Annotated in this window: 19 protein-coding genes; 2 read left to right on the top strand and 17 right to left on the bottom strand. The window is 74.6% G+C overall.

The window, feature by feature from the left end; all coding sequences use genetic code 11:
- Positions 1–81 precede the first annotated feature (81 nt).
- The 10 genes from Q0840_RS11555 to Q0840_RS11510 all read right to left on the bottom strand — a co-directional run bounded on the left by Q0840_RS11555 (position 82) and on the right by Q0840_RS11510 (position 15,227).
- Complete coding sequence (locus tag Q0840_RS11555) at positions 82–531, bottom strand: hypothetical protein (RefSeq protein ID WP_298459630.1); 450 nt, start codon at positions 529–531, stop codon at positions 82–84.
- Positions 532–573: 42 nt separating this feature from the next.
- Positions 574–1,356, bottom strand: coding sequence for a 4-hydroxy-tetrahydrodipicolinate reductase (gene dapB, locus Q0840_RS11550; RefSeq protein WP_298459629.1), 783 nt, complete (start codon positions 1,354–1,356; stop codon positions 574–576).
- A complete protein-coding gene (locus tag Q0840_RS11545; protein ID WP_298459628.1) occupies positions 1,353–2,720 on the bottom strand; it encodes a pitrilysin family protein in 1,368 nt (455 codons plus the stop codon). Before Q0840_RS11545 ends, dapB begins: the two co-directional genes overlap by 4 nt.
- A gap of 1 nt (position 2,721) precedes the next feature.
- Entirely contained in the window at positions 2,722–4,959 is a 2,238-nt protein-coding gene (locus tag Q0840_RS11540) for a polyribonucleotide nucleotidyltransferase (protein WP_298459627.1), read from the bottom strand.
- 224 nt (positions 4,960–5,183) lie between these two features.
- Entirely contained in the window at positions 5,184–5,453 is a 270-nt protein-coding gene (rpsO, locus tag Q0840_RS11535; protein ID WP_298459626.1) for a 30S ribosomal protein S15, read from the bottom strand.
- 119 nt (positions 5,454–5,572) lie between these two features.
- The gene (locus tag Q0840_RS11530; RefSeq protein ID WP_298459625.1) at positions 5,573–6,700 is read right to left on the bottom strand and encodes a bifunctional riboflavin kinase/FAD synthetase; all 1,128 of its coding nucleotides are present in this window, start codon (positions 6,698–6,700) and stop codon (positions 5,573–5,575) included.
- A 140-nt stretch (positions 6,701–6,840) separates the two neighbouring features.
- Entirely contained in the window at positions 6,841–7,833 is a 993-nt protein-coding gene (truB, locus tag Q0840_RS11525) for a tRNA pseudouridine(55) synthase TruB (RefSeq protein WP_298459624.1), read from the bottom strand.
- A 90-nt stretch (positions 7,834–7,923) separates the two neighbouring features.
- Positions 7,924–9,144 (bottom strand): hypothetical protein, encoded by a 1,221-nt coding sequence (locus Q0840_RS11520; protein WP_298459623.1) that lies wholly within the window; start codon positions 9,142–9,144, stop codon positions 7,924–7,926.
- Between the two features lie 227 nt (positions 9,145–9,371).
- Complete coding sequence (locus Q0840_RS11515; protein WP_298459622.1) at positions 9,372–13,292, bottom strand: glycoside hydrolase family 9 protein; 3,921 nt, start codon at positions 13,290–13,292, stop codon at positions 9,372–9,374.
- Positions 13,293–13,454: 162 nt separating this feature from the next.
- Positions 13,455–15,227: an FAD-dependent oxidoreductase gene (locus Q0840_RS11510; RefSeq protein WP_298459621.1), complete on the bottom strand. Its 1,773-nt coding sequence runs from the start codon at positions 15,225–15,227 to the stop codon at positions 13,455–13,457.
- Positions 15,228–15,392: 165 nt separating this feature from the next.
- Here Q0840_RS11510 and Q0840_RS11505 point away from each other — a divergent pair, with 165 nt between their 5' ends.
- Entirely contained in the window at positions 15,393–15,866 is a 474-nt protein-coding gene (locus tag Q0840_RS11505) for an SRPBCC family protein (protein WP_298459620.1), read from the top strand.
- 35 nt (positions 15,867–15,901) lie between these two features.
- Here the strand turns inward: Q0840_RS11505 and Q0840_RS11500 are convergent, their stop codons facing one another.
- The 6 genes from Q0840_RS11500 to rimP form a co-directional block, all read right to left on the bottom strand.
- Positions 15,902–16,768 (bottom strand): hypothetical protein, encoded by an 867-nt coding sequence (locus tag Q0840_RS11500; protein ID WP_298459619.1) that lies wholly within the window; start codon positions 16,766–16,768, stop codon positions 15,902–15,904.
- A 130-nt stretch (positions 16,769–16,898) separates the two neighbouring features.
- Positions 16,899–17,339 (bottom strand): 30S ribosome-binding factor RbfA, encoded by a 441-nt coding sequence (gene rbfA, locus Q0840_RS11495; RefSeq protein WP_298459618.1) that lies wholly within the window; start codon positions 17,337–17,339, stop codon positions 16,899–16,901.
- Between the two features lie 184 nt (positions 17,340–17,523).
- Positions 17,524–20,433: a translation initiation factor IF-2 gene (infB, locus tag Q0840_RS11490; RefSeq protein ID WP_298459617.1), complete on the bottom strand. Its 2,910-nt coding sequence runs from the start codon at positions 20,431–20,433 to the stop codon at positions 17,524–17,526.
- A gap of 106 nt (positions 20,434–20,539) precedes the next feature.
- Entirely contained in the window at positions 20,540–20,863 is a 324-nt protein-coding gene (locus Q0840_RS11485) for a YlxR family protein (RefSeq protein WP_367183114.1), read from the bottom strand.
- A 90-nt stretch (positions 20,864–20,953) separates the two neighbouring features.
- On the bottom strand, positions 20,954–22,021 hold the full coding sequence (gene nusA, locus Q0840_RS11480) for a transcription termination factor NusA (RefSeq protein WP_298459615.1): 1,068 nt from the start codon (positions 22,019–22,021) through the stop codon (positions 20,954–20,956).
- 1 nt (position 22,022) lies between these two features.
- Complete coding sequence (gene rimP / locus Q0840_RS11475) at positions 22,023–22,550, bottom strand: ribosome maturation factor RimP (RefSeq protein WP_298459614.1); 528 nt, start codon at positions 22,548–22,550, stop codon at positions 22,023–22,025.
- A gap of 127 nt (positions 22,551–22,677) precedes the next feature.
- On the opposite strand from rimP, the gene Q0840_RS11470 reads away from it, so the two are divergent.
- On the top strand, positions 22,678–23,766 hold the full coding sequence (locus Q0840_RS11470; protein WP_298459613.1) for a DUF4439 domain-containing protein: 1,089 nt from the start codon (positions 22,678–22,680) through the stop codon (positions 23,764–23,766).
- A 66-nt stretch (positions 23,767–23,832) separates the two neighbouring features.
- On the opposite strand, the gene Q0840_RS11465 is transcribed toward Q0840_RS11470, so the two are convergent.
- The gene (locus Q0840_RS11465; protein WP_298459612.1) at positions 23,833–25,677 is read right to left on the bottom strand and encodes a proline--tRNA ligase; all 1,845 of its coding nucleotides are present in this window, start codon (positions 25,675–25,677) and stop codon (positions 23,833–23,835) included.
- Between the last annotated feature and the right edge of the window lie 13 nt (positions 25,678–25,690).

Raw genomic sequence — 25,690 nt, 5'->3', positions numbered from 1 at the left:
TGGACGCGGTCATCCCGGGGGCTGACGTCGGCCGGTCCGGTCCGGACCCGCAGGCCCGGCGCGCCGCACCGGGGACAGCCGCTACGCGGCCTCGCGTCGCAGCCGGGCCGCGAGCCGGAGCGTGGCTCGGGCACGGCGCCGGTCGCCGGCGGCGTCGTAGGCGAACGCGAGCCGGTACCGCGCCGCCCAGTCCTCCGGGTGGGCCTCTGCCTCGGCGCGTGCCTCCTCGAAGGCGGCGCGCGCGGCCGTGCGGTCGATGCGGCCGCCCGGCGACCGGGGCAGGGTGTCCACCGGCAGCTCCCCGCGCGCGGCGAGCTCGTCGGCCATGCGCTGCACGGCCGCACCGAGCATCCACTCCCGCGCCACGAGCGCGACCGCGAGGACCGGGAGCAGCAGCACCCCGAGGCCGAGCCCGATGCCCACCGGCTCACCCGACGCGATCAGCGCGATGCCGCGCAGGGCGACCACCACGACGTAGATCGCGAGCAGCGCCGTGAGCGCGAGCGCCCCGAGGACCGACCGCGTCCTCATACCGCCCCCGGCCGGCGGCTCGTCCCGGCGGTCACCGTGCGCTCACCGGGACTCAGGACCGGCACCGTCGAGGCCGAGCAGCGCCTCCAGCCCGACCGTGAGCCCCGGTCGGCGTCCGACCTCGCGGACCGCGAGCAGCACACCGGGCATGAACGAGGCCCGGTCGAAGGAGTCGTGCCGGATGGTCAGCTGCTCCCCCGCGTTGCCCAGCAGGATCTCCTCGTGGGCGACGAGCCCTCGCAGCCGGACGCTGTGCACCCGCACGCCGTCCACGTCGGCGCCGCGGGCACCGTCCAGGCCCGTCGCCGTGGCGTCCGGCATGGCGGGCATTCCCGCGGCCGTGCGGGCCGCCGCGATCGCCGCGGCCGTGTGCCGCGCCGTGCCGGACGGTGCGTCGACCTTGTCCGGGTGGTGCAGCTCGACGACCTCGGCGGACTCGAACCAGCGCGCCGCCTGCGCCGCGAAGTGCATCGCGAGCACCGCGCCGAGCGCGAAGTTCGGCGCGACCAGGACGCCGACGCCGGGCGCCTGTGCCAGGTGCTCCGCGACCCGCCCGAGGGACGCCCCGGTCCAGCCGGTCGCCCCGACCACGACGTGCACGCCGTCGTCGATCAGGGCGTGCACGTTGGCCTCGGTCGCCGCCGGGACGGTGAAGTCCACGGCCACCGCGGCACCGGCCGCTGCCGCCCCCGCGGGCGCATCGCCCCGGTGCAGCGCGGCGGCGAGGTCGAGGTCACCGGCGGCCCGGACGGCGTCGCACACGTGCGACCCCATCCGCCCGCCGGCGCCCAGCACCGCCACCGGGATGCGGCCGGCAGCGCTCACGCGGCCGCCCCGGCACCCGAGCCCGCGCCGCCCGACCCCACCGGCCCGACCAGCACGCTGGAGCGCGGCATCGCGGCCAGCTCACCGGCGAGCACCCGGACCTCCTCCGCCGTGACCGCACGGATGCGCTCCAGCGACTCGTCCAGGCCCAGCAGCTCGCCGTGCACCAGCTCGGACTTGCCGAGCCGGCTCATCCGCGAGCCGGTGTCCTCCATGCCCAGCACCAGGCCGCCGGAGAGCTGGCCGATGCTGCGCTCGAGCTCACCCGGGGCCAGACCGTCCTGGGCGAGCCGGTCCCACTCCTGCGCCAGCAGGGCCGTGACCTCGTCGACCTTGGCCGGCGTGCAGCCCGCGTACAGGCCGAACACGCCGGTGTCGGCGTGCCCCGAGGAGAACGAGTACGTCGAGTACGCCAACCCGCGCTTCTCCCGGATCTCCTGGAACAGCCGCGACGACATCCCGCCGCCGAGCGCGGCGTTCAGGACCGACAGCACGAACCGCCGCGGGTCGGTCGCGGTGAGCCCGGGCCCGCCGAGGATGACGTTCGCCTGCTCGGTGGGCCGGTGCACGACGACGTCGGTGCCGGTCCGCGGCGCCCACGACGACGTCGCAGCGTCCACGCCCCGGCGCGGCAGCGGTGCGCTGCCGGACGCCGTGTCCCAGCCGCCGCTGCGCAGGGCGGTCAGCACCTGCTCGCACAGCATGTCGTGGTCGACTCCGCCGGCGGCGGTGACCACGAGCGTGCGCGGCCCGTAGTGCTCGCGGTAGTGGTCCCAGACAGCCTCGCGCGGGACCGCCATGATCGTCTCGGGCGTGCCCCCGATCGGCCGCCCGAGCGGGTGCTCGCCGAGCACCGCCGTCGCGAACTGCTCGTGGGCGACGTCCGACGGGTCGTCGTCGTTCATCGCGAGCTCTTCGAGGATGACCCCGCGCTCGGTCTCGAGCTCACCCGCGTCCAGCCGGGCCGAGGTCACCATGTCGCCGATCACGTCGACCGCCATCGGCAGGTCGAGGTCGAGCACCCGGGCGTAGTAGCAGGTGTGCTCCTTGCCGGTGGCGGCGTTCGCCTCACCGCCGACGGCGTCGAACGCCTCGGCGATGTCGAGCGCAGACCGCTTCTGCGTGCCCTTGAACAGCAGGTGCTCGAGGAAGTGGGTCGAGCCGTGGTGGCCGTCGCGCTCGTCGCGCGACCCCACCCCGACCCAGGCACCCACGGTCGCCGAGCGGAGCCCGGGCATCCGCTCGGTCAGGACCCGCACACCGCCGGGCAGGACGGAACGGCGCACGGTGGCGCCGCCGTCCTGCCCGGCGGAGAGCTCGCTGCCCGGGTCACCGGGGGACGCGAGCGGGAGTGCGAGCGGCACGTCAGGCGTCAGCGCCCACCGCGGGCGCCGGGGCGGCGTCCGCAGCTGCGCCGTCGGCCGACTCCTCGACCACCGCGTGCAGCGAGAGCTTGCCGCGCGGGTCGATCTCGCCGATCTCGACCTGGACCTTCTGGCCGACCCCGAGGACGTCCTCGACGTTCTCCACGCGCTTGCCGCCGACGAGCTTGCGGATCTGGGAGATGTGCAGCAGGCCGTCCTTGCCCGGGGACAGGGACACGAACGCGCCGAAGGTCGTGGTCTTGACGACCGTGCCGACGAAGCGCTCGCCCACCTCGGGCATGTGCGGGTTGGCGATCGCGTTGATCGCCGCCCGCGCGGCCTCCGCCGACGGACCGTCGGTGGCGCCGATGTAGACCGTGCCGTCGTCCTCGATCGAGATGTCGGCGCCGGTCTCCTCCTGGATCTGGTTGATCATCTTGCCCTTCGGCCCGATGACCTCGCCGATCTTGTCCACCGGCACCTTGACCGCGATGACCCGCGGGGCGTTCGGCGACATCTCGTCCGGGACGTCGATGGCCTCGGCCATGACGTCCAGGATCGCCAGCCGCGCGTCGCGGGCCTGGGTCAGCGCGCCGGCCAGCACCGACGCGGGGATGCCGTCGAGCTTGGTGTCGAGCTGGATGGCGGTGATGAACTGCTTGGTCCCGGCGACCTTGAAGTCCATGTCACCGAACGCGTCCTCCGCGCCGAGGATGTCGGTCAGCGCCGCGTAGCGCGGCTGGCCGTCGACCTCGTCGGAGATGAGGCCCATCGCGATGCCGGCGACCGGCGCACGCAGCGGCACACCGGCGTTGAGCAGCGACAGGGTGGACGCGCAGACCGAGCCCATCGAGGTGGACCCGTTGGAGCCCAGCGCCTCGGAGACCTGGCGGATCGCGTAGGGGAACTCCTCGCGGCTCGGCAGCACCGGCACCAGCGCGCGCTCGGCGAGCGCACCGTGGCCGATCTCGCGGCGCTTGGGCGAACCCACGCGGCCGGTCTCACCGGTCGAGTACGGCGGGAAGTTGTAGTTGTGCATGTAGCGCTTGCGGGTCTCGGGCGCGAGGGTGTCCAGCTGCTGCTCCATGCGGAGCATGTTCAGCGTCGTGACCCCGAGGATCTGGGTCTCGCCACGCTCGAACAGGGCCGAGCCGTGCACCCGGGGCAGCACCTCCACCTCGGCGGACAGGGTGCGGATGTCCGCGAGCCCACGGCCGTCGATCCGCACGCCGTCGGTCAGCACGCGCTTGCGGATGAGGGACTTCTGCACCGAGCGGTACGCCGCGGACAGCTCCTTCTCGCGACCCTCGAACTGGGCGCCGAGCGACTCGACCATCCCGGCCTTGATCTCGTCGATCCGGCTCTCGCGCTCCTGCTTGCCGGCGATCGCCAGCGCCGAGGTGAGGTCGGTGGCGACCGCGGCCTCGACCGCCGCGTACGCGTCGTCCTGGTAGTCCAGGAACCGGGGGAAGTCCTGCACCGGCTTCGCGGCGCGGCGGGCGAGGTCGGCCTGCGCCTCGCACAGCGCCCGCAGGAACGGCTTCGCCGCCTCCAGGCCCTGCGCCACCACGTCCTCCGTGGGTGCCGAAGCACCCTCCGAGATCAGGTGCCAGGAGCCCTCGGTGGCCTCGGCCTCGACCATCATGATCGCGACGTCGTCCCCGACGACCCGGCCGGCGACGACCATGTCGAAGACGGCGCGCTCCTTGTCGGAGTGCTTGGGGAACGCGACCCACTGGCCGTCCACGAGCGCGATCCGCACCCCGGCGATCGGGCCGGAGAACGGCAGGCCCGACAGCTGCGTGGACAGCGACGCGGCGTTGATCGCGAGCGTGTCGTAGGCGTCGTCCGGGTGCAGCGCCATGACGGTGATGACGACCTGGACCTCGTTGCGCAGACCCTTGGCGAACGTGGGACGCAGCGGGCGGTCGATCAGGCGGCAGGCCAGGATCGCCTCGGTCGACGGGCGGCCCTCGCGGCGGAAGAACGAGCCGGGGATGCGGCCTGCGGCGTACATCCGCTCCTCGACGTCGACCGTGAGCGGGAAGAAGTCGAACTGGTCCTTCGGGTGCTTGCCGGCCGTGGTGGCCGACAGCAGCATCGTCTCGCCGTCCAGGTAGGCGGCGGCGGAGCCGGCGGCCTGGCGCGCGAGACGGCCGGTCTCGAAGCGCACCGTGCGGGTGCCGAACTTCCCGTTGTCGATGACGGCTTCGCTGAACTCGATCTCGGGACCCTCCATGGGTGCCCTCCTCTGTCGTGAGGCGCCGCCCCGGCACCGGCGCGATCAACGGTCGACGTGCGCGGAGCGGGTGCTCTGCGGACCTCGGCCGGCGACCGCACGCGGCGGGCGGCGCGCGGGTGGTGCTCTTCGGTGGTGCTCTTCGGTGGTGCTGCGCGGGTCACGCGAGCCCCATGCGACACAGCCCGGACCTGCAGGCAGGTCCGGGCTGGGTCGGTGAGGTGCTAGCGGCGCAGGCCGAGGCGCTCGATCAGGCTCCGGTAGCGGTTGATGTCAACCTTCTGCAGGTAGCCGAGGAGGCGCCGGCGCTGGCCGACGAGGAGCAGCAGACCACGACGGCTGTGGTGGTCGTGCTTGTGCTCCTTGAGGTGCTCGGTGAGGTCCTTGATGCGCTGCGACAGCATCGCGATCTGGACCTCGGGGGAACCGGTGTCGCCCTCGTGCGTGGCGTACTCGGTCATGATCGACTTCTTGGTGGCTGCGTCGAGGGGCACGGCTCTCCTGGTGGTGTCTCGCTGCGCGGTGCTCCGGGGCATGTCCACCCGGGCGCTCTGGGTCCGCGGCCGATCTGACGGCTGCATGAGTTTACCAGGTGCGCGTGCGGGCCTGGCGCCTAGGACGGCGCCGCGGTGGCGGTGAGCGCGGCGCGGACCCGTTCGACGTCGCCGTCCATGGTCGCGACCAGCTCGTCCACCGACTCGAACCGCAGCGTGGGGCGGATCCGGGCGACGAACTCCACGACCACCTCGCGATCGTACAGGTCCAGGTCGGTGCGGTCCAGCACGTACGCCTCGACCCGGCGCGCGACGCCGTCGAAGGTCGGGTTGGTGCCCACGGAGATGGCCGCCGGCCACCGGTCGGGCTCGGCGCGACGGGCAGCGGCCTCGTCGGCGGCCCTGACCGCGTCGACCTCGGGGGTGCACTCGGTGAAGCCCTGCACGGGTCGGCGGGTGACCCGCAGCCAGCCGGCGTAGACGCCGTCGGCGGGGACCATGCCGGCCGACCGCGGGTCGAGGTTCGCGGTCGGGTAGCCGAGCTCGCGGCCGCGCGCGTCGCCGTGCACGACCTCCCCGCGCATGCGGTGCGGGCGGCCCAAGATCTCGGCGGCCTCCGCGACGCGGCCCGCGGCGAGCAGCTCGCGCACCCAGGTCGAGGACCAGCGGCGGTGCAGGGGCTCGGCGACCTGCCGCAGCCGGGCCACCTCGGCGCGGGCCACGTCGTCGTCCTCGTCCGGGCCGCCGTCGTCGCCGGTGGCACCGTCCGGCTCGGCCGCCTGGTCGTCGATGACCTCGACGGCGAAGCCGTACTGCTCGCCGAGAGCCGTCATGGTCGCGAGGTCGCCCCGGTTCTCCCAGCCGAAGCGCACGTCCCGGCCGACCACCACGGTCCGGGCCCCGAGCGCCTCCACCAGGTACCGCCGCACGAAGCCCTCGGGCGACTGGCGGGCGAACTCCAGCGTGTACTCGACCAGGAGCACCGCGTCGAGGCCGGTCTCGGCCAGCAGCTCCAGCCGGTCCTCGACGCCGGTCAGCAGCGGCGGGGCGTCCTGCGGGTGGTGGACCTGCGCCGGGTGCGGCGCGAAGGTGACCACCACGGCGCGGGCGTCGGCGGCCCGGGCGTCGGCGACCATCCGCGCGAGGACGGTCCGGTGGCCGCGGTGCACGCCGTCGAAGTTGCCCAGCGTGACCACCGACGGGCCGAAGCCTGCCGGGACCTGGGCCAGATCCGTCCAGCGGTGCACCTGTGCTCCTGTTCAGCGGGCGGGGGACGTCGCGGTCGGGCGTCGTGGGTGGGGCGGCGGTCGCGGCGCGCCTGGGCAAGCCTGCCACGCGGGGACGGCAGGCCACGACCGGCGCCCCCGGCTGGGTGGCGCGGGCGCTGCTACGCCGGTGCGAACACGATCACCGGCTTGGCCTGCGGCCCGGCGCTCTGCAGCAGGGCGACCAGGGTGCCGTCCGGCGCGATGGCCGCGACCGGCTCCGTCGGCGTCGGGGCCCCCGGGGCGATGCGGTGCCCGAACGACAGGGAGCGGGCCTCCGCGTCCGTCAGGTCGCGCACCGGGAAGGTCGCCCGGGCGGCGTCGGCGAGCGTGGTGACGGTCAGCGGACGGTCGGCCGGGGTCCGCTCCAGCTCCTCGAGCGTGCGGGCCTCCGCGAGCCGGTACCCGCCGACCCTCGTGCGCCGCAGCGCGGTGAGGTGCCCGCCGACCCCGAGGGCGGCGCCCAGGTCGCGGGCCAGCGCGCGGATGTACGTCCCGGACGAGCAGACGACCGTGACGTCGACGTCGACCGCCGCCGGCCCGTCCGGGCCGTCCCGTCTGTCCGCGTCGTCGGGACCGGCGGCATGCACCGGGCGCACGGCGTGGACGTCGAACCGCGACACCGTCACCGGGCGGGACTCGAGCTCCACGGACTCCCCCGCCCGGACCCGGGCGTAGGCGCGGCGGCCGTCGACCTTGATCGCGCTGACGGAGCTGGGGACCTGGCGGATGTCCCCCGTGAGCGGCCCGACCCCGGCGCGCACCGCCTGCTCGCTGACCGCGGCGGCGTCCGTGCGCGCCAGCGTCTCGCCCTCGGCGTCGTCGGTGGTCGTGGTCACGCCGAGCCGGATCGTCGCGGTGTACTCCTTGTCCGCCCCCACCACGTAGGTGAGCAGCCGGGTCGCCCGGCCGATGCCGACCACGAGCACGCCGGTCGCCATCGGGTCCAGGGTGCCCGCGTGGCCGACCTTGCGCGTGCCCGCCAGCCGCCGCATGCGCGACACGACGTCGTGGCTGGTCCAGCCGGCGGGCTTGTCGACGACGACGAGCCCGTCCGGGGCGGTCGGCCGGCGCGCGGGCCGTTCGGTGCCGTCGTGCGCAGAGCTGTCGGCCATGAGGCCGAGCGTATCGGCGCGGTGCCCGGCGCCGGACGCGACGATGCCCGGGCGGGTGGCCCGCCCGGGCATCGTGGTGGTCGCGGTGGATCAGTCGGTGATGTACCCGACGAGGTCGATCGCGACGTCGGCGGTGCCGGCACCGGCCTGGTCGGAGTACAGGCTGATCAGCCCGTCCTCTGGAAGGTCGACCACGACGAGGTTCGCCACGTCGCGGCCCGGGATGTAGTTGACCGACGACGCGTTCGGCGGCTCACCCTCGCCCGGGTACACCCGCAGGTTGCCCCGCTCGCTCGGCGCGATCGCGGTGACGTTGAGCACCACCGCCGTCGCCTCCGCCGGGACGACGTCGGCGCCCATCTCGAGCGTGTACACGGTGTCCGACTCGAGCGGGCCCCCCTCGTCCTCGCGGGTGTCGATCACCCGGGTCGGCGTGACGCCCACGTGGCTGGACCCGGCCTGCGTGTACCCCAGCACGTCGACGATCACGTCGAGCGGCCGGTCGGCGTCCGCGTACAGCGAGATCGAGCCGTCGTCAGCCAGGTCGACCACCGTCGTGTTCGCCTTCTCCACGCCCGGCGCCAGGTTGAGCAGCGAGCTGTTCGGCACCTCACCGCCGCCGAACACCCGCAGGTTCCCCAGGCTCGAGACGTTCGCCACCGTCACGTTCACCACGACCGACTCCGCGTCGGCCGGGACGCCCTGCAGGATGCCGGCGACCTGCAGGGTCGTCGGGGTGCGCGGGGCGAGCGGCTCGCTCAGGCCCCCTCGCCACGGCGTCCGGGTGTCGGCGAGGCGGTCCGGCGCGGTCAGGGTGATGCCCGAGTCGGCCGTCACGTAGCCCGACACATCGATCAGCAGCGCCCGGGCCGGGCCACCCTGCGTCGCGTAGCACAGGTCCCCGTTCGGCCCGAGCTGCGTGAACGTCGCCGTCGAGACGTCCTGACCGGTCTCGAAGTTCACCGTCGACGTGGTCGGCATCGGAGTCGTCCCGTCGCCCTCGGTGTCCGGGAACACGACCACGTAGCCCGCGCTCGCCGCCGCGACGGCCGTCACGTTGATCACCACGCCGGTCGCGTCCGCCGGGATGCCGCTCTCCCCTGCCACCGACAGGCACCGCACGGTGTCGCCGAACGGCAGCGAGACGTCGACGAGGATCCGCTGCGGCGCCATCGTCACCAGGCTCGCAGGAACCGCGTCACCCGCCGGCGGCTGCTCCGCCGCCCACGCCGGCGCGGCCAGTGCACCCGCGAGCAGCATCGCCGTCGCCGCGCCGCCGACACCGACCGTCCTCAGTCGTGATCTGGTCAAAGAAATCACCGTGCCCCCCGTTGCGTGGAGGCGCTCCCTCGGAGGCGGGCGCCGATGCCACGAGACGCGAAGGTAACGGCGCACCCCGGCCTCGGCAAGGGAAAGCAAAAATCGGCCGGTCGCCGCCCGGCGCGGTTCCCCGTCCGGCCGAACGACGACCGGCCCCGCTGCGGACGCGACGATGCCCGGGCGGGGGCCCGCCCGGGCATCGTCGTCCTCGGGGTCAATCAGCGGGTGACGTACCCGACCACGTCGATCGCGACGTCGACGGTGCCTGCGCCGGCCTGGTCGGAGTACAGGCTGATCAGCCCGTCCACCGGCAGGTCGACCACGACCAGGTTGGCCACGTCACGCCCGGTGATGTAGTTCACCGACGAGGCGTTCGGCGGCGCCCCGGCTCCCGGGTACACCCGCAGGTTGCCCCGCTCGCTCGGCGCGATCGCGGTGACGTTGAGCACCACCGCCGTCGCGTTCACGGGCACGACGTCGCCGCGGACCGGCACCGTGTACACGGTGTCCGCCGCGAGCGGACCCTCCTCACTCTCGCGCGTGTCGAGCACGCGGGTCGGAGTCACCCCGACGTGGTCGGTGCCCGCCCGGGTGTACCCCAGGACGTCGACGATCACGTCCAGCCGCCGGTCGGCGTCCGCGTACAGCGAGATGGTGCCGTCGTCGGCCAGCTCGACCACCGTGGTGTTGGCCTTCTCCACGCCCGGCGCGAGGTTCAGCAGCGAGCTGTTCGGCACCTCACCGCCGCCGAACAGCCGCAGGTTGCCCAGGCTCGACACGTTCGCCACCGTCACGTTGACCACGACCGACTCCGCGTCGGCCGGGACGCCGAGCCGGCCGGCGACCTGCAGGGTCGTCACGGTCCGCGGGGCGAGCGGCTCGGTGAGCCCCCCACGCCACGGGGTCCGGCTGTCGGCCAGTCGGGCCGGCGCCGTCAGCGTGATGCCCGAGTCGGGAGTCACGTAGCCGGACACGTCCACGAGCAGCGCCCGGGCCGGCCCGCCCTGCGTCGCGTAGCACAGGTCCCCGTTCGGCCCGAGCCGCGTGAAGGTGGCCGTGGACACGTCCTGGCCGGGCTCGAAGTTGACCGTCGACGTCCTCGGCATGCGGGTCGTCCCGTCACCGTTCGTGTCGGGGAACACCACCGCGTAGCCGGGGCTGCCCGGTGCCACGGCGGTCACGTTGACGACCACACCGGTCGCGTCCGCCGGGATGCCGTTCTCCCCCGCCACCGACCAGCACCGCACGGTGTCGCCGAACGGCAGCGAGTCGTCGACGAGGATCCGCGTCGGCGCCATGGTCACCAGGCCGCTGGGGGCGGCGTCGCCTGCGTCGCCCTGGTCGGCCGCGAAGGACGCGACCCAGGACAGCACCGAGTTCCAGTTGACCGTGATCTCGTTGGTCGCCCAGGACTGGATGTGGTCGATGTAGCACAGCTGCGGCATGCACATGTGCTCCGGTCCGTACAGGCCCGAGATCGTCGGGTCCCAGGTGCCGGTGTTGGAGTTCGGGCCACCGGCCAGCGACCCGGGGGGCGGGGTCGGCAGGCTCGGGTCCAGGGAGTTGGCGAACCACCGGCTGTGCTGGTTGTGCGAGCTCACCTCGCCGTACCCGGTGACGTAGGACTGGTTGAGCGCGTTACGGCCCAGCAGGTAGTCCATGCCCTCCAGGACGGCGTCCCGGAACACCGGGTCGCCGGTGAGGTCGAACGCGGTACCCAGCACGACCTGGTTGTTGGCGACCATGCTGTTCGAGCCCCACTCGTAGTCCCCGTCGAGGCCGGGGTAGGTGGTGCCGAACGGCTGCTCGGACTGCCAGGCCAGGTACGTCAGCGCACCGTCGACAACCGACTCCTGGACCGCGATCCGGTTCGGGAGGTCGCTGGGGACCGTCGCCAGGTCGAGGCGGCCGAGGCCGGCCGTGGCGCCCCAGGTGATGCCGCTGGGGCCCCAGATGTCCGCGGTGTGCAGCGGGTTGGCCAGGACGTCGGCGAGGTAGCCGTCCTCGCCCGTGGTGAGGAAGAGCTCGGCGGCGGCCCAGTAGAACTCGTCACCGACCTCGTCGTCGTCGTACGCCCCGCCACCGAAGTTGCCCGCGGCGGCCGGTGCGTACAGGTCCGGGGTTGCAAGGGCCGCGGCGTACGCGGTCTCGGCGGCCTCGAGCAGCCGGTCGGCGTAGCCGGGGTACTCCTCCTCGTAGTCGTCGAAGAGCCGGGCGCCCTGCGCCGCCGCGGCGGCCAGGTTCAGCGTCGCCGCCGTCGACGGCCGGTGCAGGCGACGCTCCTGCGGGTCCTGCGCCGGCAGCAGCGGCAGGCCGGTCCAGCCCACGTCGTGGATCTTGTGGTGGACCATGCCGGCCAGCCTCTCGTTGGCCGGCACCTGCATGCTGAGCATGAAGTCGAGCTCCCAGGCGGCCTCGTCCAGCACGTCCGGGACCCCGTTGCCGGTCTCCGGCAGGTTCAGCGTCGAGTCACCCAGCGCGCCGGCGTCGGCGGTCGGGGCGGTCAGGGTGCGCTCGTAGGTGCTGAGCAGCTGGGCGGTGGAGATGCCGCCGTTGACGACGTACTTGCCGTGGTCCCCGGCGTCGTACCAGCCGCCGACGACGTCCAGCGCGTACCCGTCGCTGCAGGTCCAGTCCCCGTACGCCCAGTTCGCGCCCTCGTCCTCCGCTGTCACGCAGGGCACGTCGAGGTCACCCTTGTTGGGGCTGTCCTCGACGAGCGTGCTGGCCGGGTTCTCCAGGTGGCCCGCCTGCCGGGCGTACTCCTCGCCGACGATCCCGGCCTCGATGTCGATGCCGCTGCGGGCGAGGTAGAAGTAGTTCAGCGCGTCGTAGCGCAGGTCCTGGTAGAGGTCGGCGTCGATCGCGAACGGGTGGCTGACCTCGTCGCCCACCGCGAGCGTGTACGCCTCGCCGGGCGTGGTGAACCCGCTGAAGTCGATCACCTGCACGGCGAGGCCCGACGTCGGGTCGACGCCGGCCGGGACCGCGGTCCCGGACGCCACGACGGTCGCGCCGTCGCGCAGCTGCCACGCCTGGCCGGCGATCTCAGCGCCGGTCACGACGGTGGCGCGCTTGGGCCCCTCGGGCAGGTAGCCGACCTGGTTGACCCGCACCGCCGGGCCGGTCTCCGGCTCGTACGGTGGCGGCGGGGTGGTGCTCTCGACGAGCGAGACGTCGTCCAGGCACAGCGTCCACTCCTCGCCGCGACCGCCCACCTGGAAGGCGAGCTGGCCCTCGAACGGGCCGCCAGGCGTGGTGACCGCGGGGTACGACGCGGTCGCGGTGAAGGTCTGGGAGTACTCGGCCATCTCGGGACCGAGCTGCGCCGTCTCGTCGAGCACGGTGCCGAAGGCGCCGCCGTTCTCACCGACCAGCGTGCGGATCGTCCGCGGCGACGACGCGCTGGCCCGGTAGCTCAGCGTGTAGGTGGTGCCCTCCTCGATCGCCAGCCCGTTGAAGCCGACCCCCTGGAACTGGGTCGACGTGGCCGGGACGACGACGCACAGGCCGCCGCTGGAGAAGTCGGGCGTGCCGACGGCGGAGAACCACGGGTCCAGCTGCCCGCTGGCGAAGTCGCCGTTCGGGACGAGGTTCGCCCCGGCGCCGGCCTCGTCGAACGAGGCGCCGGCGACGCAGAACGTGTACGGCTCGGTCGAGCCGACGCCCTCGGTGGCGGTGTGGCCCAGCTGGAAGGCGACCTGACCCCCGGCGTCACCGCCCGGGACGGCCTCGGTCGCGGTGAACGTCAGCTCGTGCGCCGACATCTCGGTGCCCAGGTCGGCGGTGGTCGCGGCGACGGTCGGGTACGGCGCGGCGTTCACCCCGACCTGGGCGTGCACCGTGACGTCCGCGCTGGCCGAGGCCTCGAAGGCGAGGGTGTACTCGACGCCGGCCTGCAGCTCCACGCCGTTGTAGCCGAGGATCGCGTCCCACCGGTTGGCGGTACCGCCCGGGACATCGACGCACAGGGCGCCGTCCGTCTCGGTCCGGTCGGTCAGGTTCCCGGTCGCGAACCACGAGTCCCACTCCGACGGCAGCTGCTCCACCGCCTGCGCGGGCGCCACCACGACGCCGGCGAGCATCACGCCGGCGGCCAGACCGCCGACAGCAGCCGATCGGCTGCGAGATCTGATCAAGAGAACCACCTTGTCCCCGTCGCGTGGGAGCGCTCCCTCCGATGCGAGCGCTCTGCCACGAGAGGCGAAGGTAACCGCAGGCCCGGGCCAGGGCAAGGCGGTCGCGGCGCGGGTGGTCGCGCTCCCATCCGCCGGCGCCCGGTGCCGGACGCGCGGCGTGTCTCAGTGCCGGCCCTGGGCGGTGCGCTCGGCCGTCCCGGCCTGCGCGGCCTGGCCGGCGAGGTACTGGTGCAGCAGGTGCACCCCGAGCGCACCCTCCCCGACGGCGGACGCCACGCGCTTGATCGAGTTGCGCCGCACGTCGCCGACCGCGAACACGCCCGGGACGCTCGTCTCGAGCAGCGCGGGCGGTCGGCGCAGCGGCCAGCGCGGGGTGACGTCGTCGGCGGCGAGGTCGTCGCCGGTGACGATCGACCCCCACCGATCGCGCGCGACGACACCCTCGAGCCAGTCGGTCTTCGGCGCGGAGCCGATCAGCACGAAGAGGAACCCGGGCACCGACGTCTCCTCGCCGGTGTCGAGGTCGCGCAGCCGGACGGACTCCAGGAACTCCTCGCCCGTACCGCCGACGACGGCGGTCCGGTAGCGGACGTCGATGGTGGGGTCGGACTCGATCTGCTGGACGAGGTAGTCCGACATGGTCTCGGCGAGGGTGGCGCGCCGGACCAGGACGGTCACGCGCTGCGCGTACCGCGCCAGGTGGATCGCGGCCTGCCCCGCCGAGTTGGCGCCGCCGGCCACGAGCACGTGCCGTCCGCGCATCGCGGGCGCCTCGGTGACGGCCGCGCCGTAGAACACCCCGCGCCCCTGCAGCCGCTCGAGCTCGGGCACGTCCAGCCGCCGGTAGCTGACCCCGGTCGCGACGATGACGGCGCGCGCGGACACCGACGTGCCGTCCGACAGCTCCACCACGCGCCGGTCGCCCTCGACCCGCAGCCCCTGCGCCGAGCGGGCGAAGTGGAACACCGCACCGAAGGTCCACGCCTGCCGGTAGGCGCTCTCGGCCAGCCGGTTGCCGCTGATGCCGGTCGGGAAGCCGAGGTAGTTGCGGATCAGCGAGCTCGTGCCGGCCTGACCGCCGACGGCCACGGGCTCCACGACCAGGGTCCGGAGCCCCTCGGACGCGGCGTACACCGCCGCGCCCAGCCCCGAGGGGCCCCCGCCGACGATCACGACGTCGAACTGCGCATCCGACGGCAGCGGTGTCGTCAGGCCGAACGCCTCGGCGATCTGCACCGGCGTGGGGCTCTCCAGCACGAGGTGGTCGGGGCGGAACCGCAGCACCACCACCGGGAGCCGGGGCTCGTGGTCGAGGTGCAGGGCGGCCAGGGCGCGCTCGCCGTCCGGCGAGCCGACGTCGTGGAAACCGATCGGGATCCGGTTGCGCCCGAACATGTCCCGCAGCCACTGCGACTGCGGGTCCCAGCCCTGACCGATCACCCGGACGGCCTCGAAGCCGCCGCCCTCCCGGGCGGTCCACTCCTCGAGCGCCTCGGTCACCGCCCGGTGGAAGTCCTCGTCGGGGCGGGCCTCGGGCCGGTAGGTCCAGCGGTCCAGACGGCCGACCGTGAGCGCCTGGAACAAAGGGCCGGCGGTGGAGAAGTCCCCCCAGCGCACCACGGCGAACCGCATGGACCCGGGCGCGAGGTGGCACAGCGACGTCATGACGTCGAGCCCGTCCGGGTCCGACCCGCCGTACCCGGCCATGAACAGCGCGACGGGCGTGCCCGACCCGTGCAGCCGGGCGAGCAGCGCGTCGGCCTGCTCCGGCGCCTCCCCGGCCACGAGGTAGTCACGGGCGTACCGCCGCCCGAGCTCGTCGACGAGAAGGGTGCGCACCTGCGGGTCCCGCGACACCACGACGATCGCGGCGAGCGGCCCGTCGGCCGAGGGCTCGTGCTCGACGCCGGACGGCGTCGCCTCCTGCAGCGGCATGAGACCTCTGTGTACGCCCGCCCCGGGGGGTGGTCAAGGGGTTCTCGCGGAGGCGGTCGCGGTGCTGGAATGGTCCCGCGTCCGCCCGGGCGCACCCGCGCCCCACCCGGCCGACCCACCGACCCGTCCCACCCCTCTCGCCCCTCTCACCCCCGGGAGCGTGTGGTGCCCGCCCTCCGCTTCGTGTCCTCCTGGCACCTGCCCGGGACCGCGCAGGACGCGTGGGACGCCGTCGTCGAGCACCCCGAGCAGTGGCCGTCCTGGTGGCCCGCGGTGCAGAGCGCGCAGGTCGTGGAGACCGGGGACGACGACGGCGTGGGGCGCCGGTCCCGCTACCGGCTGCGGGCCCCGCTGGGCTACCGGCTCGCGGTGTGGACCCGCATCACGCAGGCGGAGCCGCCCCGGCTGGTCGTGGTCGACGTCGCCGGCCAGCTCGCCGGGACCGGACGGTGGGAGCTCGTCCCCGAGCCGGGCGGTGTCCGCGTCGACCAGGAGTGGGAGGTGGCGCCGACGCGGCGGTGGATGCGGCTGCTGGCACCGGTCGCCACGCCGGCGTTCCGCTGGAGCCACGACCGCGCCGCGCGCCGCGGCGAGCAGGGTCTCGCCCGGTGGCTGGCCGCCGGGCCGCGCCGAGGCTGACCGGGTCGCACCGTCGCCGGCGCGTGGGCGACCGGTCAGGACCGCCGCCCGCGCGCACCGGCCGCGGCGCCGCGGCCGCCCAGCGCCCAGCCGACCGCGCCCGTCACGACCACGGCGACCAGCATCGCGACGAGCACCCACGCCGGGGCCCGGGCCCACTCCACCGTGCCCCGGAACCGGACCAGGGTCACCAGCTGGAACGCCCCGAACGCGGTGTAGGCGACGGTGGCGACGCGCAGCCGCCGGAGGTCGCCGTCGGCGACGGCGAGGGCGACGGCGACCGCGAAGGCCAGCAACCAGGCGGCCACGACCCGGGCCGTGAACGGGGTCAGCGTCCACGGCCACAGCACCTCGGCGGACGCCGGGACGACGAACAGCGCAGCACCGACGAGGAGCAGCACGGCCCCCTGGACGACGAGCGCCGCCGTCAGCGGCCGCGGCGTCGTCACCGCGGGCGGGCGGGCGGCACGGCGGCTGCCCTGCCGGGTGAGCAGCACGGCCATGCCGACCGGGATCGCGACGTACACCACCAGCCACAGCCAGGCGGCCGGCTCGGCGACCGGCCCGCTGCCGGGTGCGCGCATGTGCAGGCGGTCCAGGTGCACGAACGTCGCCGCCGCGGTGAGCCAGGTGAACACGAGCACGGTGACGAAGGGGACCCGCACGACGGCCCAGTCGTCCGCGCGCAAGGACAGCGCGCTCAGCACCAGACCGGCGGCGTAGCCCGACCCGAGGAAGGCCGCGGTGACCGGCGGCTCGATGGTCCACGCGAAGGTCTCGTCGGTGCGGGCGGCGAGCCCGACCAGCGAGACCACCGCGGCGGCCGTCAGGCAGCAGAACGCCAGCAGCAGCACCCGGACGCCCGGGGTGGGGCGTCGCGTGAAGGCGACGGGCTCGACCATGCACGGCTCCCGGTGACGGCGCCGCGGGCGCGCGCGCCCGGCGGCGGCCCCCCGCGGGGACATTCCACCACCGGCCCGCCCCGACCGGAAGCGGCCGGACGCGGGTGGGGGCGCGCCGGTCGGCGGCCGGTCAGGCCGGCTCGTCGTCCGCGGGCTCGGGCTTGCGGTACGGGTCGGCCTCGCCCGCGTACGCCGCGCGGGCGGCGAGTGCCGCGACCTCGGCGTCCCGGCGGGCCGCCTCCTGGAGGGCGGCGTCGAGCTGTGCGGCGGTCTCCGGGACGGCGTCGAGGAAGAAGTCCAGCGACGGGGTCAGGCGGATGCCGGTCTGCTTGCCGACCTCCGACCGCAGCAGCCCCTTGGCGCTCTCGAGCGCCGCGGCGGTGCCGGCGCGGGCCTCCTCGTCCCCCAGGACGGTGTAGAAGACCGACGCGTGCTGCAGGTCGCCGGTGACCTTGACGTCGGTGATGGTCACGAAGCCCAGCCGCGGGTCCTTGACCCGGGTGTCGAGCAGGTGCGCGACGATCTGCTGGATCCGGTCGGCGAGCTTCCGGGCGCGTGCGGGATCCGCCATGGCGGGCTCCTCTCCTGTGTCCCCGCCGACGCGGGGCGTCGCGGGGGCCTGGCGCGTCCGGTGCGGGTGGCGCGGGCGCGGGTGGGTGGGACGGCGGCGGGGCCGAGGGCGACGTCCGCCCTCGGCCCCGCCGGACGGCCGGCCGCGCGCCCCACCCGGGTGCACGACCGACCGGTCGATCTGATCAGCTGCGGGGCTTGACCCGCATCTCGAACGTCTCGATGACGTCGCCGATCTCGACGTTGTTGAACGACCCCAGGCCGATACCGCACTCGTAGCCCTCGCGGACCTCGGTGGCGTCGTCCTTGAACCGCTTGAGCGACTCCACCGTGAGGTTGTCCCCGATGACGGCGCCGTTGCGCAGCACCCGCGCCTTGCTGTTGCGGGTGATCGTCCCGGACCGCACCAGCGACCCGGCGATGTTGCCGAACTTGGAGGAGCGGAACACCTCGCGCACCTCGGCGGTGCCGAGCTGGGCCTCCTCGTACTCCGGCTTGAGCATCCCCTTGAGCGCCGCCTCGACCTCGTCGATGGCCTGGTAGATGACCGAGTAGAACCGGACGTCCACACCCTCACGCTCGGCGAGCGCCTCGACCCGCTCGGCGTACTTGACGTTGAACCCGATGATGATCGCGTTGTCGACCGTCGCCAGGTTGACGTCGTTCTGCGTGATCGCACCCACGCCGCGGTGGATGACGCGCAGGTCCACCTCGTCGCCGACGTCGATCTTGAGCAGCGCGTCCTCGAGCGCCTCGACGGCACCGGACACGTCGCCCTTGAGGACCAGGTTGAGGGTCTCGACCTTGCCCTGCTGCAGCGCCTGGGTGAAGTCCTCGAGGCTGATCCGCTTGCGACGCTTGGCCAGCAGCGCGGCCCGCTCGGCGGCCTCGCGCTTCTCGGCGATCTGCCGCGCGGTCCGCTCGTCGGGGGCCACCAGGAAGGTGTCACCCGCGCTCGGCACCGACGCCAGGCCGAGCACCAGCACCGGACGGGCCGGTCCCGCCTCGGTGACGTTGTTGCCGTGCTCGTCGAACATCGCCCGGACCCGACCGTGGGCCGTGCCGGCCACGATCGCGTCGCCGACCCGCAGCGTCCCGGACTGGACCAGGACGGTCGCGACCGCGCCGCGGCCCTTGTCCAGGTTGGCCTCGACGGCGACGCCGCGGGCGTCCTTGTCGGGGTTGGCACGCAGGTCGAGCGCCGCGTCTGCGGTGAGCAGGACGGCCTCGAGCAGGTCGTCGATGCCCATGCGCTTGAGCGCGGAGATGTCGACGAACATCGTCTCGCCGCCGTACTCCTCGGCCACCAGGTTGTACTCGGTGAGCTGCTGGCGGATCTTGGCGGGGTTGGCCCCCTCCTTGTCCACCTTGTTGACCGCGACCACGATCGGCACACCGGCCGCCTGGGCGTGGTTGAGCGCCTCCACGGTCTGCGGCATCACGCCGTCGTCGGCCGCGACCACGAGGATCGCGATGTCGGTGACCTGGGCACCACGGGCACGCATGGCGGTGAACGCCTCGTGACCCGGGGTGTCGATGAACGTCACCGCACGGTCCTGACCCTCGTGGGTCGTGTGGACCTGGTAGGCACCGATGTGCTGGGTGATGCCACCGGCCTCGCCGGCGACGACGTCGGTGCTCCGGATCGCGTCGAGCAGCTTGGTCTTCCCGTGGTCGACGTGACCCATGACGGTCACGACCGGCGGACGCGCCGCCAGCTGGGAGTCGTCCTCGTCCGCGAGCTCGGCATCCAGGTCGATGTCGAAGGCCCCGAGCAGCTCGCGGTCCTCCTCCTCGGCCGAGACCATCTCGATGCGGTAGCCCAGCTCGCTCGCGAGCGTGCCGAACGTGTCCTCGTCGAGCGACTGGGTCGCGGTCGCCATCTCACCGAGGTGGAACAGCACCGTGACCAGGCTGGCGGGGTTCGCGTCGATCTTGTCGGCGAAGTCGTTCAGGGACGAGCCGTGCCGCAGCCGCACGATCGTCGTGCCGTCCCCACGGGGGACCTGCACGCCGCCGAGCGACGGCGCCTGCATCTGCTCGAACTCCTGGCGCTTCGCCCGCTTGGACTTGCGTCCCCGGACCGGGCGACCACCGGCACGACCGAAGGCGCCCTGGGTGGAGCCGCGACCGGCGCCACCGGGTCGGCCGCCGCCGCCCGGTCGGCCGGCGAAGCCGCCGCCACCGCCGGGTGCGCCGCCGGGGCCACCACCGGGACGGCCGCCGAAGCCACCGCCGCCGGGACGCCCGCCGGGGCCACCGCGGCCGGGTGCGGCCGGACGCTCACCGGGACGGCCGACACCGCTCGAGGAGCGGCCCGGCATCATGCCGGGGTTGGGACGCGGCGCACCGGGACGAGGACCGCCGGGGCGGGGGCCGCCCGGGCGCTCACCCGCGCCGGCCGGGGCTCCGGCCGACGCCGCCGCCGCGGGGTCGGCGGCGCGACGGTCACCGGGCCGGGGCATGCCCTGGCTCGGCGCGAACGGGTTGTTGCCGGGACGGGGGCCGCCGGGACGGGGGCCACCGGCCGTACCCGAGCCCGCACCGGCGCCGGGACGGGGGTTGGCGCCGCCGCCGCGCGGCATGCCCTGGCTGGGTGCGAACGGGTTGTTGCCCGGACGCGAGGACCGAGCCGCCGGGGCGGCCGGGGCAGGCGCCGCCGGACGCGGGGCCGCCGGACGGGGCGCTGCGGGCGCGGGGGTGCCGGCCGACGCGGCGGGAGCCGGCGAGGCGGCCGGGGTCGTCGCAGGCGCCGCAGCCGCCGGGGCCTGCGGTGCCGCGGCGGCAGGTGCCTGCGGTGCCGGGGCGGCCGGAGCAGCGGGGGCGGCGGCGGCCGGGGCCGACGGAGCAGCGGGGGCGGGCGTCGCCGGGGCGGACGGCGCCGCGGTCGGCTTGGGGGCCGCCTGCGCCGGTGCGGACGTGCCGTTCGAGCCACCGCCGGCGGGGTACAGGTCGCGCAGCTTGCGCACGACGGGCGGCTCGATGGTCGAGGACGCCGAGCGGACGAACTCACCGAGCTCGGTCAGCTTGCCCATGATGGTCTTGCTTTCCACACCGAGCTCTTTCGCGAGCTCGTAGACGCGGACCTTGGCCACAACTCTCCCTGTCTCGGCCCGCCCGGACAGGGTCGGACCGTGGTTAGTGCTGGGTACTCATCGCTGGGTACTCATCGGTCAGTGCTCATCGGGCAGCCATCGGCTCTCAGACCCGCTTCCCATGTCGCAGTTGACGTGCCTCACGGCCCGGGACCTGACCCAGGTCGTGCTCCTGCCCCGACTCCTCGAGGTGGTCGGACACCGCACGGAGATCCACCGGTCCCGGCACACGCAGGGACCTGGGGAACGCTCGTCGGCGTTCGGCCAGCTCGAGACATCGTCGGTCGGGGTGCAACCAGGCACCCCTGCCCGGCATGCTGCGCGCCGTGTCGACCACCAGCACGGACTCCGTGGAGCCGTCCCGGGTCGCCACCACGCGGAGCAGGTCGGACCTGTTCCCGGTGCCCCGGCACCCGACGCACGTCCGCACCGGACCTGTGTCGAGGCCCGGGGTGCGTGATCGGGGTTGCCGGGCGCCTGGCCCAGATGACTCCACTCTACCGCCCCCGGCCACCGGGCGTTACCCCTGGTGACCAGCGCCACCCCGGGAGGGTCCCCGGTCGGGCCGGCCCGCCCGGTCGGCTCCGCCGTCGGTCGCGGTCTCCGGGGCGGCGTCGGAGCGGATGTCGATCCGCCAGCCCGTGAGCTTGGCGGCGAGCCGGGCGTTCTGCCCCTCCTTGCCGATCGCCAGGGACAGCTGGAAGTCGGGCACGACGACGCGGGCGGCGCGGGCCTCGGCGTCCACGACCTCCACCGACAGCACCCGCGACGGCGACAGCGCGTGCGCCACCATCTCGGCGGGGTCGTCGCTGTGGTCGACGATGTCGATCTTCTCCCCGTGCAGCTCGGCCATGACGGCGCGCACGCGGGCCCCCATCGGGCCGATGCAGGCGCCCTTGGGGTTCAGCCCGGGCACCTTGGCACGCACTGCCATCTTGGTGCGGTGCCCGGCCTCGCGGGCGATCGCGGTGATCTCGACCGACCCGTCGGCGATCTCGGGGACCTCCATCGCGAACAGCTTGCGCACGAGGTGCGGGTGGGTGCGGGACAGCACGATCGACGGCCCCTTGGGGCCGCGGGTGACCTCGAGCACGTACGCGCGCAGACGCTCGCCGTGCACGTACTTCTCGGTGGGCACCTGCTCGTGCGCGGGCAGCACGGCCTCCGTCCCGCCGACGTCGACCAGCACGACCCGCGGGTCGCGCCCCTGCTGGATGACGCCGCCGAGGATCTCGCCTTCCTTGCCGCGGAACGCTCCCAGGATCTGGTCGTCCTCGGCGTCGCGCAGGCGCTGGACGATGACCTGCCGGGCGGTCGCGGTGGCGATCCGGCCGAACCCCTCGGGGGTGTCGTCGTACTCCGGGCCCGGGTCCCCGGCGACGCCGTCGGCGTCGACCACGGGCGGGTCGGTCGCCCACACCGTGACGTGGCCGGTCCTGCGGTCCACCTCGACGCGGGCCTTGGCCCGGGCGCCCGGTGTGCGGTGGTAGGCGGACAGCAGCGCCTGCTCGATCGCGGAGACCAGGACGTCGAGGCTGAGGTCGCGCTCACGCTCCAGCAGCCGCAGCGTCGTCATGTCGATGTCCATGTCAGGCCTCTTCGTCGATGTCGTCGTCGTTCGTCACCCGGGACAGCTCGACCTCGACGAGGCCACGCGCCACGTCGGCGAGCGCGACCCGGGTCGGCTCCCCCGTGGTGTCCCGGCCACGAGCGGGGTCCACCGGGGTCAGCACCAGGGTGTCGCCGTCGACCTCGTGCAGGCGGCCGAACGCGGCGCCGCCGTCGCGCAGGGTCAGCCGCACCAGACGCGTGCGGGCGCGCTTGAAGTGCCGTCGCTCGGTCAGCGGGCGGGACGTGCCTGGGGTGGACACCTCGAGGGTGTACTCGCCGGCGACGGCGTCGGTCTCGTCCAGCGCGCTGCCGACGTCGCGGGAGACGTCGGCGAGGCTGTCCAGGTCGAGGCTGCCGACGGCGTCCTCGTCGAGGTCGACCACCAGCCGCACCACCGAGCGCTTGCCGGCGCGGCCCACCTCGACGTCCTCCAGGACCAGGCCCGCCGAGCTCACCACGGGCTCGGCAGCATCCCGGACCCGCTGCGTACTGGCTGACGCCACCATCGATCACTCCTGTCGTCCCCGGTACGGACACCGCACAGCACCGCGGTGCGAGATCGACGCTGTGGTGTTGTGGGACCACAGCCTATCGAGGTCGCAGGGAGCCGGACGCATGGCAGGATCACCGGCGATGAGCCACCCCCGCACGCCGACCGCGCATGCCCGCCGGGCGCCGGGCGCGGTGCTGCTGGTGCTCGTGCTGGCGCTGGTGTCCGGCTGCGGCCTGCGCCTCGAGACGCCGCCGCCCGCGGCACCGACCCCCGATGCCCGCGAGGCCGCGCGGCAGCGGGCGTCGGCGGACGCGGTGGCGATCGACGTCCTCGCCGCGGCCGGTGCACCCGCCGGTGACCCCGCGGCCGCCCCGCCGTCCGATCCTGCGGGCGAGGCGGTGGCGGCGGCACGCGCCGCGGCGGCGTCCGACGCGCAGGTGCACCTGGACGCGCTGGGCGCCCTGGACCAGCCCGAGGGGGCCACGACCGGTGACGACGCCGACCCCGGCGCGGGCTCCGACGCCGCGGCGACCGACGGGACCACCGACGGAACACCGCCCGCGCCGGACGCCGTCACCCCCGCCCCCGAGCCCACGGCCGCTGCGCCGGAGGTGCTCGCGAACCGCCTCACCGAGGCCGCGGCGACGGCTCGTGCCGACGCCGCCACGATCGGCGACGGCCCGCTCGCCCGGCTGCTCGGGTCGATCGCGGTGAACCGGCTGCTGTCCGCCGCTCGGCTGGCGGACGCCGCCGGGCTGAAAGCCCCACCCGTACCGGCGGTGGTCCTGCCCGAGTCGGTGCCCGACGGCGTCGGTGCGGCCGACCTCGAGGCGCTGATCGCCAGCGAGGACGCGGCCGGCTACGCGCTCGAGGTGGTGGCGGCCAAGCACGACGGCGACCTGCGGAGCCGCGCGGGCGACCGCGCCGCGGTGCACCGGGACCGGGCGCAGACCTGGGCGGAGCTCGCCGACGTCGACGGCACCGGACTGGACCCGCGGCGGGTCGCCTACGCACTGCCGGACGGCCTGGACGACGCCGCGACGGCGGCGGACCTGGCGCAGAGCCTCGAGACCGCGCTCGCGGACCACTACGCCGGCCTGGTGGCCGCCGCCGGACCGGACGCCCGGGTCGCGTTCGTGGACGCCGTCGCGGAGGCGACCGCGCAGGCGGTCGCCTGGGGCGCGCCGCTGCCCGCACTGCCGGGCCTGCCGGAGCGCGGGCAGGGCTGACCCGGCCGCTGCCCCGGCGACCGACCCGGGGCCTGCTCAGGCCTGCTCAGGCCTGCTCAGGACCGCTCAGGCCTGCTCAGACCCACCGGAGCCGGCGAGCAGCGCGTCGACGAGCTCGCCGACGCGGTCGGCGGCCCGCTCGACGGGGACCTGCTCCGCGCCGGTCCCCGCCTGCCCCGCACGCCGCGGGCGCACCTCGACGACGCCGTCGGCCAGGCCTCGCCCGACGACCACGAGCAGCGGCACGCCGAGCAGCTCGGCGTCGGCGAACTTGACCCCCGGGGAGACCTTGGGCCGGTCGTCGTAGAGCACCGCGGTGCCGCGACCCGCCAGGGTGGTCGCGATCGACTCCGCCGCGGCGAACACCGCCGGGTCCTTGCCGGTGGCGACCACGTGCACGTGCGCGGGGGCCACCTGGGCCGGCCAGGCGAGCCCGGCGTCGTCGTGGTTGGCCTCGGCCAGCGCCGCCATGACCCGGCTCACGCCGATCCCGTAGGAGCCCATCGTCACCACGACGGACTTGCCGTTGCGGTCCAGCACGGTCAGCCCGAGGGCGTCGGCGTACTTGCGGCCCAGGGCGAAGATGTGGCCGATCTCGATGCCGCGCGCGAGCTCGAGCGGACCGGAGCCGTCGGGCGCCGGGTCACCGGCGCGCACCTCGGCGGCCTCGACGGTGTTCTCGGCGCCGTCCTGCCCGGCGGCGATGAAGTCCCGTCCGGCGACGAGGTCGAACACGTGCCGGCCGGGGACGTCGGCGCCGGTGATCCACCGCGTGCCGGGGACCACGCGCGGGTCCAGCAGGTAGCGCACGCCGAGCGGGGCGCCGTCGGCGTCGACCCCGCGGTTCGCGCCGAGCACGCCCGGGCCGATGTAGCCCCGGACGAGCTCGGGGTGCCGGGCGAAGTCGGCCTCGGTGGCCGTCTCGACCTCGGCGGGTGCGACGGCGGCCTCGAGGCGCTTGAGGTCCACCTCGCGGTCGCCGGGCAGCCCCACGACGAGCAGCTCGCGCTCCCCGGTCGGGCTCACCAGGGCCAGCACGACGTTCTTGAGCGTGTCCGCGGCGGTCCACTCGCGGTCGGGCCGGGCGAAGCGCGCGTTCGCGACCGCGACGAGGCTGTCGATGGTCGGGGTGTCGGGGGTGTCCTCGACGTGCGCGGCCGGGGCGTCGTCCCAGGGCACGGCGGGCGGGACCACGGTCGTGACCGCCTCGACGTTGGCGGCGTAGCCACCGGCCGACCGGACGAAGGTGTCCTCGCCGATCTGCGTGGGGTTGAGGAACTCCTCGCTGCGTGAGCCGCCCATGGCGCCCGAGGTCGCGGCGACGACGACGTACTCCAGCCCGAGGCGCTGGAAGACCCGCTGGTAGGCGGCCCGCTGGTTCGCGTACGAGGCGTCCAGGCCCTCGTCGTCGACGTCGAAGGAGTACGCGTCCTTCATCACGAACTCGCGGCCGCGGATGAGCCCCGCGCGCGGCCGGGCCTCGTCGCGGTACTTGGTCTGGATCTGGAACAGGGTCAGCGGCAGGTCCTTGTACGAGGAGTACAGGTCCTTGACGAGCAGCGTGAACAGCTCCTCGTGGGTGGGGGCCAGCAGGAGGTCGGCGCCCTTGCGGTCCCGCAGCCGGAACAGGTTGGGGCCGTACTCGGTCCACCGGCCGGTCGCCTCGTAGGGCTCCTTGGGCAGCAGTGCCGGGAAGTGGACCTCCTGCGCGCCGGCGGCCTCCATCTCCTCGCGGACGACGGCCTCGACCTTGCGCAGCACGCGCAGGCCCAGCGGCAGCCACGTGTAGATGCCCGGCGCGGCCCGGCGGATGTAGCCCGCGCGCACCAGCAGGCGGTGGCTCGCCACCTCGGCGTCCGCCGGGTCCTCTCGCAGGGTCCGCACGAACAGGGACGACATCCGCAGCAGCATGCGCGCCAGCCTA

The organism is uncultured Cellulomonas sp. (assembly GCF_947494015.1).
Lineage (GTDB): Bacteria > Actinomycetota > Actinomycetes > Actinomycetales > Cellulomonadaceae > Pengzhenrongella.
Note: the sequence above shows the minus strand (reverse complement) of the source record. Positions and strands in the feature narration are given on the sequence as shown.

Excerpts from the sequence above, each read along its gene's own strand:
- truB (WP_298459624.1), bottom strand. The coding sequence starts at position 7,833 with ATGGCCGACAGCTCTGCGCACGACGGCACCGAACGGCCCGCGCGCCGG.
- rimP (WP_298459614.1), bottom strand. The coding sequence starts at position 22,550 with ATGGTGGCGTCAGCCAGTACGCAGCGGGTCCGGGATGCTGCCGAGCCC.
- Q0840_RS11465 (WP_298459612.1), bottom strand. The coding sequence starts at position 25,677 with ATGCTGCTGCGGATGTCGTCCCTGTTCGTGCGGACCCTGCGAGAGGAC.
- Q0840_RS11500 (WP_298459619.1), bottom strand. The coding sequence starts at position 16,768 with ATGGTCGAGCCCGTCGCCTTCACGCGACGCCCCACCCCGGGCGTCCGG.
- rbfA (WP_298459618.1), bottom strand. The coding sequence starts at position 17,339 with ATGGCGGATCCCGCACGCGCCCGGAAGCTCGCCGACCGGATCCAGCAG.
- nusA (WP_298459615.1), bottom strand. The coding sequence starts at position 22,021 with ATGGACATCGACATGACGACGCTGCGGCTGCTGGAGCGTGAGCGCGAC.
- Q0840_RS11555 (WP_298459630.1), bottom strand. The coding sequence starts at position 531 with ATGAGGACGCGGTCGGTCCTCGGGGCGCTCGCGCTCACGGCGCTGCTC.
- Q0840_RS11540 (WP_298459627.1), bottom strand. The coding sequence starts at position 4,959 with ATGGAGGGTCCCGAGATCGAGTTCAGCGAAGCCGTCATCGACAACGGG.
- Q0840_RS11510 (WP_298459621.1), bottom strand. The coding sequence starts at position 15,227 with ATGCCGCTGCAGGAGGCGACGCCGTCCGGCGTCGAGCACGAGCCCTCG.
- Q0840_RS11470 (WP_298459613.1), top strand. The coding sequence starts at position 22,678 with ATGAGCCACCCCCGCACGCCGACCGCGCATGCCCGCCGGGCGCCGGGC.